General features: G+C 62.4%; 8 protein-coding genes and 6 pseudogenes. 10 read left to right on the forward strand and 4 right to left on the reverse strand.

Features of this window, described 5'->3' with window-relative positions; all coding sequences use genetic code 11:
- Positions 1-17: 17 nt before the first annotated feature.
- Entirely contained in the window at positions 18-890 is an 873-nt protein-coding gene (locus HT737_RS25585) for a LysR family transcriptional regulator (protein WP_182404251.1), read from the reverse strand.
- 270 nt (positions 891-1160) lie between these two features.
- Between HT737_RS25585 and HT737_RS25590 the strand changes: the two genes are divergently transcribed.
- Together HT737_RS25590 and HT737_RS25595 are read left to right on the forward strand one after the other, a co-directional pair.
- Entirely contained in the window at positions 1161-2486 is a 1326-nt protein-coding gene (locus HT737_RS25590; protein ID WP_182404252.1) for an MFS transporter, read from the forward strand.
- 70 nt (positions 2487-2556) lie between these two features.
- Positions 2557-3949: pseudogene (locus HT737_RS25595) on the forward strand (FAD-dependent oxidoreductase).
- Between the two features lie 605 nt (positions 3950-4554).
- Here HT737_RS25595 and HT737_RS25600 read toward each other — a convergent pair.
- Positions 4555-5941, reverse strand: a pseudogene (locus HT737_RS25600) (type VI secretion system Vgr family protein).
- A 221-nt stretch (positions 5942-6162) separates the two neighbouring features.
- Here HT737_RS25600 and HT737_RS25605 point away from each other — a divergent pair.
- Positions 6163-6867: a YebC/PmpR family DNA-binding transcriptional regulator gene (locus HT737_RS25605; protein WP_027614601.1), complete on the forward strand. Its 705-nt coding sequence runs from the start codon at positions 6163-6165 to the stop codon at positions 6865-6867.
- Positions 6868-6991: 124 nt separating this feature from the next.
- On the opposite strand, the pseudogene HT737_RS25610 reads toward HT737_RS25605, so the two are convergent.
- Positions 6992-8305, reverse strand: a pseudogene (locus tag HT737_RS25610) (leucine-rich repeat-containing protein kinase family protein).
- Between the two features lie 213 nt (positions 8306-8518).
- A complete protein-coding gene (zapE, locus tag HT737_RS25615) occupies positions 8519-9640 on the reverse strand; it encodes a cell division protein ZapE (protein ID WP_182404253.1) in 1122 nt (373 codons plus the stop codon).
- A gap of 285 nt (positions 9641-9925) precedes the next feature.
- Between zapE and HT737_RS25620 the strand changes: the two genes are divergently transcribed.
- The 7 genes and pseudogenes from HT737_RS25620 to HT737_RS25650 all read left to right on the forward strand — a co-directional run bounded on the left by HT737_RS25620 (position 9926) and on the right by HT737_RS25650 (position 16544).
- Positions 9926-10447, forward strand: coding sequence for a spore coat U domain-containing protein (locus HT737_RS25620; RefSeq protein WP_182404254.1), 522 nt, complete (start codon positions 9926-9928; stop codon positions 10445-10447).
- Between the two features lie 105 nt (positions 10448-10552).
- A complete protein-coding gene (locus HT737_RS25625) occupies positions 10553-11086 on the forward strand; it encodes a spore coat U domain-containing protein (protein ID WP_041068745.1) in 534 nt (177 codons plus the stop codon).
- Positions 11087-11105: 19 nt separating this feature from the next.
- A complete protein-coding gene (locus HT737_RS25630; protein ID WP_007961145.1) occupies positions 11106-11642 on the forward strand; it encodes a spore coat U domain-containing protein in 537 nt (178 codons plus the stop codon).
- Between the two features lie 4 nt (positions 11643-11646).
- A pseudogene (locus HT737_RS25635) lies at positions 11647-12148 on the forward strand (spore coat U domain-containing protein).
- 34 nt (positions 12149-12182) lie between these two features.
- Positions 12183-12973: pseudogene (locus HT737_RS25640) on the forward strand (molecular chaperone).
- Positions 12974-13217: 244 nt separating this feature from the next.
- Positions 13218-15576 (forward strand): annotated as a pseudogene (locus HT737_RS25645) (fimbria/pilus outer membrane usher protein).
- Positions 15573-16544: a spore coat U domain-containing protein gene (locus HT737_RS25650; protein ID WP_108182290.1), complete on the forward strand. Its 972-nt coding sequence runs from the start codon at positions 15573-15575 to the stop codon at positions 16542-16544. Before HT737_RS25645 ends, HT737_RS25650 begins: the two are co-directional and overlap by 4 nt.
- Positions 16545-16638: the final 94 nt, after the last annotated feature.

Below are 16638 nucleotides of genomic sequence, written 5' to 3' on the forward strand. Positions count from 1 at the left end.
CTCCTACAGGAGGTGGGTCAGGTCAGGCTCTCGCGCACCATATCGAGAAACGTTGCCACCACCCGCCGCGAACTCTGCTCGCGCAAGCACACCAGGGTCTCGGTCAATCGCCGGGTGCAGTCGGTAATCGGCAACGCACACACCCGCGAATCCGCGCCGAACTCCGCCGCCGAAACAACCCCCACACCAATTCCCACCACCACCGCCTCGCGCGCCGCTTCCCGGCCTTCGACCTGAATCGCCGGACGGATGCGAAACCCGGCGCCGGCCATTTCTTCTTCCAGGGTCTGCCGGGTCACCGAGCCGTGCTCGCGCAGCACCAGCGGCGTGTCATCCAGATCCGCCAGGCAGATCGACTCACGCTCGGCCCACGGATGATGGCGCGAAACGAACGCCACCATTGGATCATTGCGCAGCGGCACGCACAGCAGACGTTCATCGCTGACATCACGCCCGAGCAGCGCCAGATCGGCCTGATAGTTGAACAGGCGAAACAGCGATTCATCGGTGTTGCCGGTCTCGATCTTCACGCTGATTCCCGGGTAGCGCTCGCAGAACCGCGCAATCAGCGGCAGCACGTGTACCGGGGCATCCACCGCCAGAATCAGGCTGCCGGTCTGCAACGCCTGGGATTCCTGCAGCAGCTCCTGGGCTTCAGCCTCAATCACAAACAGCCGCTGGGTGATCGCCAGCAAGCGCTCGCCCAGATCGGTCAGGCGCACCGAACGCTTGTTGCGATGAAACAGCAACACACCGAAGCGCTCCTCCAGTTTGCGCACTTGGTCGGAAATCGCCGGTTGCGTCAGAAAAAGCCGTTCGGCCGCTTTAGTAAAGCTTCCGTGTACAGCCACGGCGTGAAAGGCTTTGAGCTGGGCGTGGGACACCGACATATAGCCTCCATCAACAAGCTGAGCTTATGTGTGAAATACGATAAATCGATTTTATTTATTAAACAGTAATTGCTTTGATCCGCTCACGCCAGCGCTGACTGCCCGCTCGGGCAGCAACGCTGGCGATGAGCCTGTGCGTGCAATAACAGGACTCATCTGACCGCTATCGCCATAGGGACGGGGCGCTGGCGCAGTGCTCAACAATAAAAAAACACAGGCGTTTACTTAACGATTCTGCCAGCACACTCACACCCTGAGGTCAGAACCACAATGAACAAGCACATCGGCACCCTTGCGCGTTGGCGCATGCAGATTTTCGCTATCACCTGGCTCGCGTACGCCGCTTTCTACTTCACCCGCAAAGCGTTTTCCGTGGCCAAACTGGGCATCGCGGAAGACCCGACCTTCATGCTCGACAAGATGGCCATGGCCAACCTTGATGCGATCTATCTGGCGGCCTACGCCATCGGCCAATTCACCTGGGGCATGCTCGCCGACCGCTTCGGCCCAAGGGTCGTGGTGCTCGGCGGGCTGTTGATTTCCGCCGCGGCGGCGTTAGTGATGGGCAGTTTTGCCACGCTACCGATCTTCGCCACTTGCATGCTGATTCAGGGCCTGGCGCAGTCCACCGGCTGGTCGGGATTGTGCAAGAACCTCGGCAGTTTCTTCCCGGCGCAGCAGCGCGGGCGGGTGCTCGGATTGTGGAGCTCCTGCTATGCGTTTGGCGGTCTGGTGGCCTCGCCGTTTGCCGGCTGGTGGGCGTATACGCTGATCGGCACCTGGCACGCGGCGTTCATATCCAGCGCCGCGGTAGTCGCGGCGGTGGCGCTGCTGTTCTTCATTTTTCAGCGCAACAAACCGGAAGACGTCGGCCTGCCGGCCGTGGAGCCGGAGCCGGAAATGAGCGCTGAAGAAACCGAGGCCAGCAGCAAGCTCAGCGTCTGGGAGCCGTTGAAGGAAATCCTGCGCAACCGCACGGTGCTGGTGCTGGGTCTGGCGTACTTCATGTTGAAGTCGGCGCGTTACGCGATTCTGTTGTGGGGGCCAGTGATTGTCTTCGAGCAGATGCCGAGTGTCGGCAAGGTCGGCGCGGCGATCATTCCCACCTCGTTTGAACTGGCCGGTCTGCTCGGGCCGATCATGATCGGCCTGGCCTCGGACAAGCTGTTCGGCGCCCGGCGCATGCCGGCCTGTGTCCTCAGCTTGCTGGCGCTGACCGTGACCCTGGCGCTGTTCATGGGCGCGTTGCACACCGGCAGCGTGATGCTGGTGGTGGCGCTGCTGTTTGTCATGGGACTTACCCTGTACGGACCGGATTCGATGATCAGCGGCGCGGCGGCGATTGACTTCGGCAAGGCCAAGGCCGGTGCCACCGCGGCCGGTTTCGTCAACGGTTGTGGCTCGGTTGGCGCGGTGCTCGGCGGATTGCTGCCGGGTTACTTCGATTCGGTGACGGTGTTCATTGTCTTCGCCGGCTGCGCCTTGTTTTCGGCGCTGGTGCTGATCCCGCACTGGAACAGCCGCCCGGTCGGGGTGATGGAACCGCGCGCGTCTGTGCCCAATTGCCCGCTGACCATCAAACCCCTGCGTAACTGAAACCCTTGCCTCGCGGCCTGCTGCGGCGCTCGCGGCAGGCTGTGTCGTGGCTATTTGACTGGAGAATCCCATGCGACCTTTTTGGCTCGAGCAAGCCTTGCAGGCCGACCCATCCCCGACGTGTTCGCCGCTGCAAGGTGAAGTGCGCACCGACGTGTGCATCGTCGGCGGTGGCTACACCGGGTTGTGGACGGCGATCATGCTCAAACAGCAGAACCCTGAGCTCGACGTGCTGATGATCGAAGCGGACATCTGCGGCGCTGGTGCCAGTGGGCGCAACGGTGGTTGTGCGCTGTCGTGGTCGGCCAAATATTTCACCCTCGAGCGGCTGTTCGGCGTCGAGGAGGCGGTGCGCCTGGTCAAGGAATCCGAGCGCAGCATCCACGCCATCGGCGAGTTCTGCGAACAGTACGGCGTCGATGCCGATTATCGCCTCGACGGCACGCTGTACACCGCCACCAACAAGGCGCAGGTCGGTTCGACCGACGCCGTGATCGCGGCGCTGGAGCGCAACGGCATCAACTCGTTCACCCAGCGTCCCGTGGCCGACGTACAGCGCATGGCCGGTTCCAGCCAACATCTGGAAGGCTGGTTCTCGCCGGCAGCCGCCAGTGTGCAACCGGGCAAACTGGTGCGCGGCTTGCGCCGGGTGGCGTTGCAACTGGGCGTGAAGATCCACGAAAACACCGCGATGACCGGTCTGGAAGAGGGCCGCCCGGCGCGAATCCACACCGCCCATGGGCGCGTGATTGCCGACCGCGTGGTGCTGGCGATGAACGCGTGGATGGCCCGCGCGTTCCCACAATTCGAACGCAGCGTGGCGATCGTTTCCAGCGACATGCTGATCACCGAACCGCGCCCGGATCTGTTGCAGGAAATCGGTTTGACCAGTGGCGTCACTGTGCTCGACTCGCGGATTTTCGTGCACTACTACCACAACACCCCGGACGGCCGGATCATGCTTGGCAAGGGTGGCAACACATTCGCGTTTGGCGGGCGGATGCTGCCGGTGTTCGATCAGCCATCGCCCTATGCGGATTTGCTCAGGCGCAGCCTTTGGGGCGTTTTTTCCGGCGTTTGCCGAGGTCAAGGTGGATGCGACCTGGAACGGGCCGTCGGATCGTTCGGTGACCGGGTTGCCGTTTTTTGGGCAGATGAGCGCCAGTGGCAATGTGTTCTATGGCTTTGGTTATTCCGGCAGTGGCGTCGGGCCGTGTCACATGGGCGGGCAGATTCTTGCCTCGTTGGTGCAGGGGCTCGATAACCCGTGGACCCGTTCGCCCTTGGTGAACGGGCCGTTGGGGTATTTTCCGCCGGAGCCGATTCGGTATCTGGGGTCGTTGATGGTGCGTAATGCGATTCGGCGCAAGGAGCGGGCTGAGGACCATGGGCGGCGGCCGCGGCATCTGGATGTGCGGTTGGCGAAGTTTGCGGCGGCGGCGGGGAAGGCTGACAAGGGGTGAATGGTGGCTTTGATTTATGGGGACATATCCGTTGCTGCGGTAACGGCGGCTTATGGTTTCGCTCTTACAGCGACTCCCTTTGGCAAACGCCCCAAAGGAAGCAAAGGTCTTGGCCCCGGCGTACGGCCCTCGCTTAGGCTCGGGTTCCTTCGTTACGGGGTTCATCCGGGGGCATCGCCTACGGTTTGCTTCGCTGCACCTCCTCTCGATGCGTTTGGCTACGCCAAACGGTCGCTGCGCTCCCACCCCCGGATAAACCCCTCCACTCAGCCTGCCGATGGGGCCGGCACGGCAAGATCAAGAGCTGCAGCCGAGCTAACGCTCATCCTGTTGAGTGGTGAAAAGCATGCGGTCTGCCTGGACTGCTTTTGCTTTTTTTGTGGGAGCGAGCTTGCTCGCGAAGGCGGCCTATGGGCCGACCAATTTCCAACAGACCACACCCAATCCACCTGTGGGAGCTGGCTTGCCAGCGATGGCGGCCTGACAGCCGACCCACCTCCCACTGCTCACATCCAATCCAACTGCAGGAGTTAGCCTGCTCGTGATAGCAACCTCCCGGCCAACCACTTTCCGGCAGCTGTACTCAATTCCAATGTCTGGGATGCTTACGGATCGGCCCCGTGGAGCAGCCAGTCGAGCAACAGGCTGTCGTCGCGCGATGGTGGCGTTTCGTTCGGTGGCGCCGGGCGTGGATGGGCGAGGCAGAGGATCGGTCGATCCGGGTCGCTGTCGAGGAAGCTCACCCACACCTCACTGCCGCCGCGGGGCAGTTGGTGGGGGGGCGAGGCGGCCGGCGCCGGTCAGCGCGATCGGCAGCCACAGGCACGCAGACTCGGCTGTCTGAGTCGGCCACAGGCTGACGCCGATGCGCCCGCGATCATCCAGTGGCGCTGGCTGGCCAGGCGAACCCAGCACTCGTGCCAGGTGATAGCCGCCGATGTTCAGGCGCGGCTGCGCCAAGGGCGGGCGAAAATCGGTCGACCAGGGCAGGGCGGTGAAATCGTTGTGATAGCGATGCGCGTCCGTTGTCGGATCGAGGATCGAGGGGTGCTGGCCTTGATGCTGCAATTCGGTGATCAGCCATTGCTCGTTGAACGCGTTGATCGGATGCTCGCTGATCTGCAGCAGATGTCCGCTGCGCAGTGCGCTGCAATCGCTGCGCCCGCGAATCGTGCGCGACTGGCAGCGCTGGCGCTGCAGATGACGCCGGCTGCGTTGTTCGGTGTGACGCTGCTCGCTCGACAGGTTGAGCGGTGTGAGCGCAGGTACGGGGTGGTTGGCCGCGTCTGCGCTGATGACTGCCTGGCCCCGATTGCGAATGCCGGGCGCGGCCATGACCGGTGTCGCGTCATGGCGCTGTAACAGCGTGCTGATGCGCGGTGATGGCGTGTCGTCGGTCACGGCAAACGGCACTGCCAGCGGTTCTTGCGGCAGGCACAGGTTGTCATCGGCAAATACCACCACATGCCCGTCCGGGCGATGTTCGAAGTGATAGTGAATGCCTTCCTGCTCACACAGACGATGAAGGAAGGCCAGGTCGCTCTCCTCGTATTGCAGGCAAAATTCCCGTGGTGGGTAGTGGCCGACGCTCATTTCGATCCGGTAACTGTCGGCTGGCAATTCATGCTCTTCGAGCAGTTGCGCAAGGATCGCCGGCACGCTCGCTTGCACGAAGACCCGACGCTGCGGCGACTGCGCCAGACGTTGCAGATGCGGCACCAGCGTCAATCGGTAGCCAATGCGGTGGCTGGCGCGATGCTCACAACTGACACTGTGGATCAGGCCGTGAATGCCGTGAGCGTCGCCCAGGCGCAGGAACGCCGGTTGTCGCAGCAGGCTGCCCGGCGCCAAGGCCGGGGCCAGGGCGATCACTTCAATCTCGAAACGAAACGGCTGATTGAGTGCTTCCTTGCCACTGAAACGCAGGACCGGCAGGCACAGTGGGCCGTCGGTCAGGGTCAGGGTGAACGGGCTTTGCTGGTCATTGAGCATTCATACGGGCTCTGTGGGGCAATACGGACGGCAGAGGGTACGAAAACCCGAGCATTAATGGTCGTGGCTGGTGGGCTTTTCAGAATCGCCCTACAAGTCGCGGTGAAGATGTCGATTCAACAAAGAATTTTTTTGGTCGATTGCCGACTTTAGGCCGTATAAACTTGGCGCCACGCGTCGGCCAATAGATGTCTCGGCGCCACAGATCAAGAGAGTGAGTAATGGGCGCACAGTGGAAGGTTAAACACAAAGAAGCGGCAGCCAACGCCAAGGGCAAGATCTTCGGTAAACTGGTGAAAGAAATCACCATCGCTGCCCGCAACGGTGCCGACACCGCCACCAACGCACACCTGCGTCTGGTGGTCGAACAGGCCAAGAAAGCCTCGATGCCCAAGGAAACCCTGGACCGTGCCATCAAGAAAGGCGCTGGCTTGCTGGGCGAAACCGTGCAATACCACCGTGTGACGTACGAAGGTTTCGCACCGCATCAGGTTCCGTTGATCGTCGAGTGCGTGACCGACAACATCAACCGCACCGTCGCGGAAATCCGCGTGGCGTTCCGCAAGGGCCAACTGGGCGCATCCGGTTCGGTGGCCTGGGACTTCAACCACGTCGGCATGATCGAAGCTTCGCCGGACACCCCGGACGCCGACCCGGAAATGGCCGCGATCGAGGCCGGTGCCCAGGACTTCGAGCCGGGTGAAGAGGGCGCGACCCTGTTCCTGACCGATCCGACTGACCTCGATGCCGTCCAGAAAGCCCTGCCTGAGCAAGGTTTCACGGTGTTGTCGGCGAAACTCGGCTACCAGCCTAAGAACCCGGTCAGCGGCCTGAGCGCCGAGCAGATGGCTGAAGTTGAAGCGTTCCTGGAAGGTCTCGACAACCACGATGACGTGCAGGACATGTTCGTCGGTCTGGCGGGCTGATTTGTTACAAAGATAAGCTGTGGCGAGGGAGCTTGCTCCCGCTCGGCTGCGCAGCAGTCGTTGTTTTTGGGACGGCTTTGCCGTCCAGCGGGAGCAAGCTCCCTCGCCACAGGATTTGTGTCAGTCACAGCTTTTCCAGCACCTCGATCACTTCGCCAAATCCCGGCCGCGTCAGCACATCCGGCTGACAGCAACGCTGTTCCAGCGCTTGCAGCACCTCGCGCCGCTCGGCACTCAGCCTGAGTCGATGCGCGCCAGCAATTCCCCCAGCAAAACCCCGAACGCCCGCACTTCGATGCGTTGCAGCGCCCGGGTTTCCAGATTGTCCGTGGTGGCATGGAACGATGCCGCGCCAAAATCCCCCAGCAAGCAATCGCCCTGATCGTTCAACAGAATGTTGTGGCCGTAGAGGTCGCCGTGGGTGATGCCCTGTTGATGCAAGTGCTCGGCCGCCGAAGCGATGCCCTTGGCAATGTTCAGCGCCACTTCGGCACTGAAGCGGCAATCTTCGGCATACACATCCCGCGAGCAGCTCGCCAGGCTCGGCAATGCCGCCAGATTGCGAAAGCTCGGGTCGATCAGTTGCATCACCAGCCCGTGTTGCCCGTCGGGGTGACCGTGAACACGGCCTTCCACGCGGATCAGGTTCGGGTGCAGGCCGGCGGTGATGCAGGCGTTCATCTCGTGCAGCGGCGAACCGTCGCTGGTCATCTCGCCTTTGTACAGCTTCACCGCGACCGGCACCGACGAGTCTGCGCTACGTTGCCACTGTGCCCGGGAAATCACCCCGGAAGCGCCTTCGCCCAAACGCTGTTGCAGACGCAGCGTCGACCAGTCGATCAGCGGCGTGGCCTCCAGCGCGGCGGCGTCGGCTTCGGTTTCCAGCGGATTGCCGGCATATGCCAGCCCAGGTCAGGCTCGGCAGGCTCAGCAGCCACTGCGGCAGTTCACGCAACTGGTTGGCCGCGATGCGGATCAGCTCCAGACGGTGGCACTGGCTCATCGACGCCGGCAGCGCTTGCAGGCGATTGCCGGCCAGCAGCAATTTTTGCAGGTACGGGCGCTCGCCCAGTTCGCTGGGCAGGGTGTCGATGCAGTTGTCGGTCAGGATCAACCAGCGCAGCAGCGGCGGCAACGCAGCGCCCGACACGTGGCGGATGCGGTTGGCCTTGAAGCCGATCATCGTCAGCGCTGCACATTGGCCGACGCACTCCGGCACCTCGGTGAAGTGGTTGTCCGAGCAGAACAGAATGCGCATGCGGGTCAGCCGATGCAGGTCGTCCGGCAGGCTGCTCAAGGCGTTGCCGCTGAGGTTGAGCACCTCCAGCGTATCGGCCAGATCGAAAATTTCCCGGGGGAACTCGGTCAGGCCGCAGGACAGGTCCAGCCGGGTAATGCCCGACAACTCGCCGGCGCGCAATTGAGCAAGGGTGTGCATGGGGAGGTTCACTATCAAATGAAGAAGCGCCGGGCGCTCGGAATGGGCGACATGATAACGGCAAAGCCGGGATTTGCACTGAAGAACACTCTGATCCACTGTGGGAGCGAGCTTGCTCGCGAAGGCGTCCTGTCAGTCAGTGATTCGTCACTGACACTCCGCTTTCGCGAGCAAGCTCGCTCCCACAGTGGTAATCGGTGGTGATTAATGGGATCAGTGGATTTCCTGCAACTGCCCCAGACGGCTGCGGGTGCGGGCCAGATCGATGGCGTCGCCGCTCAGGGTCTCGCGCAGCGGCAAGCGGCTGAGCAGGGTCAGGTGTTTGTCCTGGTCGTAGAGCACGTCGATCAGGTTGATGAAGCGCTGTTGCGCGGCGATCGAGCGTTCGTCCAGTTCCGGCAGGTCGTCGATGATCCACTGGTCGAAACGCCGACACAGTTCCAGGTAATCCATCACCGCCGTCGGTTGCTCGCACAAATCGTTGAAACTGAAAGCCACCCGGCGAGCCTCGCACAGGCGCGCCTGAATGTGGCGGCTGCCCACCGGCAGAGCCATGGCTGGCGCATCCTCGGGCGGCAGATTCAGCGCCTGACGCTGGGTTGCGGTGGCCGGCCACACATAATGGCCTTGAGTGAAGACCTGGTGCGCATGATTGCTCGCCTGACTGCGGTAATCGTGGGGGCCGCCGACCTCCATCACGTGCATGCGTGCGTTGATCAAGTCGATCACCGGTTTGAAGCGCGCGTGATAGAGCGGGTTAGGCAGCAAGCCCTCCGGCGGATAATTGGAGGTCACCAGCAACACAATGCCGCGCTGAAACAGGGCCTTGAACAGCCGGGTAATGAGCATGGCATCGCCGATGTCATGCACATGAAATTCGTCGAAACACAGCACCCGGCAGTCGTGTAACAGTTCATCGAGGGTGACGCCGAGGGCATCGTTCTGTTCGCGATGCTCGAACATGCCCTGATGCAATCGGGCGAAGAATTCATGGAAATGCACGCGCTGTTTCTGCGCGGTGGGCAGGGCCTGAAAAAAGCCTTCGAGCAGCCAGCTCTTGCCGCGTCCGACCGCACCATGCAGGTACAGACTCGGCGGCGTTTGCGGCCTGGCACCGAACAACAGGCTGGCCTGTTGTGCCATGCAATCGATCACCCGCTGCTGGCTGTGGCTGAGGGTGTAACCCTGGCTGTGAGCCTTGAGCCGGAAGTATTCTTGGATCGAGCGGGCAGTGGCGTCATGCCCGGCACTGGCTGGCCGGCCCTTGGCGAACCAGCGGCGCAGCGCCGACCAGCGTTGGGTCAGTGGCGATCGTTTGGGCGCTCGAGAGGGCACAGTGCAGTCACTCCGTAGTCATCAGGCCGGCGCCCGGGAGCGCGGCGCCGTAGTGTAACCAGAGGCGGCGTCAGGCTCCATGGCGGCTTGTCGACAATGGGCGATTACTGAACAACATTGTGTGGAACGTACAGCTATTTGCAGCGATGTAATTCGTCGTATTGCCAACCTTTCGAAACATATCCCGGAAGATCCATGGATCCAATCGACTGGCGGATTCGTCGACTGTTGCTAACCTGAAACACAGTAACGTCATCCGAATGTTCCCTGCCAAGGAATGGGACCGTGATTGCACGTGTGGTGGTGGGCCTGCTCGGGGTACTTGGGAGCGCGGTATATGCGGCGGATCTTCAGGTTGAAGTCCGCGTTGACGTGATGCGTGGTTGCCAACTGATCGGCCAGCAGCGCGAGGCGGGTATCGAACAACTGGGCGTGCTGGATTTCGGCAGCACCGCGCGCCTTGATGATCCGGCCGGGCCCTTGGGTGCGGCGCTGACCAACCACCGGTTGCCACGCCTGGAGTGCAACCCCGACACACCCTATCAGCTGCGTGTCGACGGTGGCCTGCACGGCGGCGTCGGTGAGGTTCGCTACATGGCGGGAGCGGCCGGGAGCAAGCCTATTCCGTACCACCTGTATCAGGACGCGGCGCGCCGTGTGCCGTTGGTGGTGGACGTACCGGTCAGCGGTCGGGTGCCGGACAGCGGCACCGTGGAGCTGCCGCTGTATGCGCGGATCGAGCGTCTGGCCCAGGTACCACAGGTCGGGCGTTATTCGGATCTGGTGAAGGTCACCGTGACCTGGTAAGTGCAGGATTTCAGGCAATCCGCTGGAGGCGGGCTGCGCAGGGAAGGGGCGTTCAATGTTGAACGCGGGAGACGCAAGCATCCTGAAGGAGTAGGGACGGACGCAATGACAGGCAAGCACTGGATGGTCATCGCCACGGGTACGCTGCTGTTGCTTGCTGACGACGCACAGGCGGCGATCAGTGGGCAGATCAACGCGCGACTGATCCTGATCGCCGGGTGCGAAGTCACCAACAGCGCCACCCCGGCGATTCCGGTGAGCAATCTGGGCACCCTTGATTTCGGTCAGCAGGGGCCGACCTGGACTTCGCCCATCAAGGCCAGTCTCGACGGTGACAGCAGCGGCAAGCTGAATGTGGCCTGCAATCCCTCGGTCACCGGTTTCACGGTCACCATCGACGGCGGTACCCACGGCGACGGCACCACCCGCCGCCTGAGCAACGGACGCCAGACCCTGCCTTATCAACTGTTCCTGGATGCCTCCGGCAGCCAACGCTACAGCATCGGCCAACAACACAATTTCGCTGTCACCAGCGGTGCGCAAATACCGATTCCGGTCTTTGGCACGGTGGTGGCGAATACCCGCGCGGTACCGGCAGGTGTCTATACCGACACGCTGACGGTGACGCTCGACTGGTAACCCGTAGAGGACGGACACCATGCGCACGTTTGCATCAAGGATAGGTTTGTCGTTGCTCGGCCTGACGCTGGTTTCCAGTGCCCACGCCGCCACCACGGTCACCGGCCAGATCACCGCCAGCCTGACCCTGATCAGCAGTTGTCAGGTCAATGGCGCCGGTGGCTCCACCGGGCTGAACTTCGGTGCACTGAACTTCGGTACTGCCAACAGCCTGTTTACCACTGCCAGCGGGCAGGTGTTGGGCGGTGGCGGCGGGGCGCTGTCGATTCTTTGCTCCAGCGGCACCACGCCGGTGGTCAAGGTGCGCGCCGGCGCCCACGACGGTCAATCGCCGGGCGGTGCACGTGCGTTGTACGACGGTGTCGCCAACTACGTGCCGTACGATTTCTATACCGATGCCGGGCATTCGCAGCTGCTGCCGATTGACGGCACGATCAACCTGGCGACCAGCACCGGCGTGGCGCAGACGGTGAATATTTATGGTCAGGCGGTGGGCAAGGCCGGGTTGCCGGCGGGGACGTACACCGACACCGTCGCTGTCGAACTGACGTTCTGATGCCATGCGCCGTCAGGGCTGTGCTGCGCTGCTCCTGCTCTGTGCGGGCAGTGTGCCGCTGCCGCTGGGGGCCGCCACCAGCCAGAGCTTTCAGGTCAGCGCCACCATCACCCCGGGGTGCCTGGTGGTGGGCGGTGTCTCGAATTACGGTGGGCTGAATTTCGGTACCAGTTCGGCTCTGGGTACCGGCACGGTGCAAGTGGCGCTGACCGGTGGCGTGCAGTTGCAATGCACACCGGGCGTGACGCTGAACATGAGCGTCGATGGCGGCCAGTACAACAGCAGCGGTCGGCATATGCAGCTCAACAGCGGCAGTGCGCGGGTGGCTTACACGCTGTTTCGCGATGCGGCTTACAGCCAGAGCCTGGGCATCAGTCAGAGCGTGGCGGTGGCTTACAGCGACGCGAACAACATCAGCCTGCCGATTTACGGGCAGGTGCAGTTTGCCGGGCAATCAGCCTGGGGGGACGTACAGCGACGTGTTGCAGGTGCAACTGTCGTGGTGAGGCGACGTTTGAATGGCCGACAAGGAGCAGGTTCATGGGGGCAGTGACTTCACGGCATTCGATTGCGCAGTGCGTGATGCTGGCGCTGGTGATGCTTGGGGCTGGCAATGCGCAGGCCGCCAGTTCGGTGCTGATCTGGCCGATCGACCCGGTGCTGGAGGCCGATCAACAGGCCAGTGCGTTGTGGCTGGAGAACCGCGGCACGGAAACCGCCAACCTGCAGATCCGTGTATTCGGCTGGAGCCAGAGCGGCTTTGAAGAGCAATATCAGAACCAGCGCGACGTGATCGGCAGCCCGCCGGTGGCGAAGATCGAACCGGGCCAGAAACAGCTGGTGCGCCTGACCCGAACCAAGGATGTGCCGCCGGGACAGGAACTGGCTTACCGGATCATCATCGACGAAATACCTGGCGCTCAGCCACCGGCTGCCGAGGGCGGCAAAACGGCGGCGGCGATTCGCTTCCAGATGCGTTATTCGGTGCCGTTGTTTGCCTACGGCGCGGGGCTGTGGAGCAAGGAGGACAGCACGCGGCCGCGCGATCCCAAAGGCGTGGGGCTGCCGCAATTGAGCTGGCGCACGGTGGCGGTCGACGGCCGGCCGTATGTCGAAGTGCGCAATCAGGGCGCGGTGCATGCGCGGCTGACTGACGTGGCGATCAAACAGGGCGGGCAAAGCATGCCGGTGGCCGAGGGCCTGTTGGGGTTACGTGCTGCCGGGGGGCGGTGATGCGCTGGCCGGCACCGGGCCCCTTGGCGAGCGAGTCGGCGCTGCAGGTGCGGGTCAATGGCGGGGCGCAGGTGCAGAGCATTGCGCCGGAGCGCTGAAAAAGGAGCCATGCCGAGTGGACTTTTGTGGCGAGGGAGCTTGCTCCCGCTGGGTTGCGAAGCAGCCCCCAAGCCGTGTCAGGTAGTCCGCTCAAACAGTTCTGACGACGCTGCGCCGCCGAGCGGGAGCAAGCTCCCTCGCCACAATGATTACATCGTGTCGCCAAAATTCCAGAGAAAGATAACTGGCTTTGGCAATAGTGGCATCAGGAGGACTCAGTCCATTGACGGACGTAAAGCGTGTATGAGCTCAGGATGGGCTCGTCGTATTCAGCGTCCGTTGTGGCTGATGACTGGCGCGTGGTGCCTGATGGTCGTGCAACCCTCCGGGGCCGGCGAATTGCCGCCGCCTCCCAGCGGCATGGAGGCCGTCAGTGATGCACAGTTGTTTCTGGAGTTGGTGGTCAATCAGATGAACACCGGGCGGGTGGTGGCGGTACAGCAGCGTGACGGGCATCTGTTTCTGCCGGCCAGCGCTTTACGCGAAACCGGGATGAAACTGCCTGACGGTAGTGCTGACGAAGTCGATCTTGACGGCCTGCCGGGACTGCACAGCGAGTACGACAGTGTCGGTCAGCGCCTGCTGCTGGATGTTCCGCCGCAGTGGCTGCCGGACCAGTTCATTGGCAATCGCGAGAACTATCCGCGCACTCCGGCGCTGAGCAGCTTCGGTGCGCTGTTCAATTATGACCTGTACCTCAATGACACCGATGACGCCGGCACCTATCTGGCGGCCTGGAACGAGCTGCGGCTGTTCGACGGCTGGGGCACCCTGTCCAACACCGGGCAGTACCGGCGCACCTTGTCCGGCGATTCGCTCAGTACGCTGGACAACGGCTACCTGCGCTACGACACCACCTGGCGATACTCGGATGACGAGCGAATGCTCACCTACGAAGGCGGCGACGTGATCAGCGGTGCCTTGCCCTGGAGCAACTCCGTACGTCTGGGCGGTGTGCAGTTCTCGCGGGACTTTGCCGTGCGTCCGGATCTGGTGACCTATCCGTTGCCGCAGTTCGCTGGGGAAGCGGCGGTGCCGTCCTCGGTAGATCTGTTTATCAACGGCTACAAGTCCAGCAGCAACGACCTGCAACCGGGGCCGTATACCCTGACCAACATTCCGTTCATCAACGGCGCCGGCGAGGCGGTGGTGGTGACCACCGATGCGCTGGGGCGGCAGGTTTCGACGACGGTGCCGTTCTATGTCACCAGCAGTTTGCTGCAAAAAGGCCTGAGCGATTTTTCCGTGGCTGCCGGTACGTTGCGCCGCGATTACGGTTTGAAGGACTTCAGCTACGGCACCGGAGTCACCTCCGGCAGCCTGCGCTATGGCGTCAGTGACAGCTTTACCCTGGAAAGCCATGCCGAAGCGGCGGATTCGCTGACCCTCGGCGGCATCGGCGGCAACCTGCGCCTGGGCAATTTCGGCGTGCTCAACAGCGCCATCAGTCAGAGCCGTTTCGAAGGTGAGGGGGGCAACCAGTTCAGCCTCGGTTATCAGTACAGCAGCCAGCGCTACAGTTTTTCCTGGCAACGCTTGCAACGCCGCGACCAATACGCCGACCTGAGTGTGATCGACACGCCTTACATCAGCCTCAGCCGGCGCAGCGAGCAGGCGACCCTGAGTGTCAACCTCGACCGTTGGGGCAGCTCGGTGCCGGCTATTTCGACGTGCGCGCGGCGGACGATTCGCGCACGCGCCTGCTCAACCTGAGCTGGAGCAAGCCGTTGTGGCGCAACAGCAGTTTCTACCTTTCGGCCAACCGCGAGATCGGGCGACAGCCACTGGGCGGTGCAGGCGCAACTGGTGATTCCGTTCGATCTGCGCGGCAGCCTGGCAATCAGCAGCGAGCGCAGCAAGACCGGGCAGAGTCAGCAGCGGGTCAATTACAGTCGTTCGGTGCCGACCGAGGGCGGGGTCGGTTTCAATCTGGGCTACGCCGAGGGTGATGGCCCCGATTATCGTCAGGCCGACCTCACCTGGCGCCTGCAATCGGTGCAATTGCAGGCCGGGGGTCTACGGCACTTCAGACGCCGAAACCCGTTGGGCCGATGCCAGTGGCTCGCTGGTGTGGATGGATCGCCAGGTGTTCGCGGCCAATCGTATCGACGATGCGTTTGTGGTGGTCAGTACCGACGGCTTTGCCGACATTCCAGTGCGCTACGAAAACCAGCAGGTCGGTCAAACCGACAAGAACGGCCATCTGCTGGTGCCTTGGAGCAGCGCCTATTACCGCGGCAAATATGAAATCGATCCGCTGAACCTGCCCGCCAACGTGCGTAGCCCCAACGTCGAGCAGCGCATCGCCGTGCGCCGGGGCAGCGGGTATTTGCTGGAGTTTCCACTGAGTCGGGTGATCGCTGCGAGTATCGTGCTGGTGGACGCGCAGCAACGTGAACTGCCATTGGGCGCGGGCGTGTTGCACGAGCAAAGCGGGGCGCGCACGGTGGTTGGCTGGGATGGCCTGGTCTACCTGGAAAACCTGCAGGCACAGAACTCGTTGTTGGTGACGCTGGCAGACGGCAAGACCTGCAAGACGCGATTCGACGTGGATATGCAGCAAAGCCAGGTGCCGCTGATCGGCCCGTTGGTGTGTCAATGAGCGCGGCGCGGATTTGCCTGTGTCTGGCGCTGCTGCTGCCTGGGGCGGCACAGGCCTTGTGTTCGGTGGTCAGTACCACTGCGGCGGCGTTTGGTTCGATCAGTTCGATTGCCGTGCGCACCACGACGCAGCCCAGTTCCACGCTCAACGCCGGGTTGAGTTGTACGGGTTCGCTGCTGACCCTGCTGACCAGCAATGATCACTTTTACGCCACCATTACCTCGACCCAGAGCGGCTTGCTCGGGCCAACCGGCGATGTCATCGGCTACACGATCTACGCCAATAACAGCACCAGCTACCCGGTGACCCGTGGCACCGCCTTCGACTTCGCCCGCAACGGCATCATCGACGCCTTGGGGCTGCTCAACGGCACCACCCCGAAAACCGTGCCGCTGTACCTGAGCACGACCATTGGCAGCAACGTTGCCGCCGGGGTCTACACGGAAACCCTGAGTATTTTCTGGAACTGGAATTACTGCTCCGGGATCGGTGCCGGCAGTATTTGCCTGGGGCGCGACATCAACAGCGGTACGGCGACGTTGACGGTGAACCTGACCGTGTCCAACGACTGCACGATTACCGCGCCAAACATTGCCTTTGGCAGCGCGCCGGTGATCAGCGCCTTTACTCCGGTGACCGGGCAGACGATCAATCTGGCCTGCACCAAGGGCAGCGCCTACACCGTCGGTTTGAGCGACGGGCAGAACCCGGTCAGTGTCGGCGGTCGACGGCGGATGATTTCCGGGAGCAATTATCTGGCCTACGACATCTTCAAAAGCGCCGGGACTACTCGTTGGGGCAGTGTCGGCAGTGCGCGCCGGTCGAGCACTGACGCCGAGGTCAATCCAGGAAATGGTCTGGGCACCGGGAGCCAGATCTTCAATTACAACGCGAAAATCTACACCGACCAGACCACGCCGCCGGCGGGGACGTATCTGGACAATGTGGTGCTGGACGTGGGTTTCTGACCCATGCGATGACCCCCTGTGGGAGCGAGCTTGCTCGCGAAAGCGGTAGATCAGCCACCATGATTGTTGAATGGCACACCGTATTCGCGAGCAA

The sequence above is a fragment of the Pseudomonas sp. MD195_PC81_125 genome (genome assembly GCF_014060985.1).
In the GTDB taxonomy this organism is placed as follows: Bacteria; Pseudomonadota; Gammaproteobacteria; order Pseudomonadales; family Pseudomonadaceae; genus Aquipseudomonas; species Aquipseudomonas parakoreensis.

Bases quoted from the DNA above. Each gene is read 5' to 3' on its own strand.
- HT737_RS25585 (WP_182404251.1), bottom strand. From the start codon at position 890: ATGTCGGTGTCCCACGCCCAGCTCAAAGCCTTTCACGCCGTGGCTGTA.
- HT737_RS25590 (WP_182404252.1), top strand. From the start codon at position 1,161: ATGAACAAGCACATCGGCACCCTTGCGCGTTGGCGCATGCAGATTTTC.
- HT737_RS25605 (WP_027614601.1), top strand. From the start codon at position 6,163: ATGGGCGCACAGTGGAAGGTTAAACACAAAGAAGCGGCAGCCAACGCC.
- HT737_RS25625 (WP_041068745.1), top strand. From the start codon at position 10,553: ATGACAGGCAAGCACTGGATGGTCATCGCCACGGGTACGCTGCTGTTG.
- HT737_RS25630 (WP_007961145.1), top strand. From the start codon at position 11,106: ATGCGCACGTTTGCATCAAGGATAGGTTTGTCGTTGCTCGGCCTGACG.
- HT737_RS25650 (WP_108182290.1), top strand. From the start codon at position 15,573: ATGAGCGCGGCGCGGATTTGCCTGTGTCTGGCGCTGCTGCTGCCTGGG.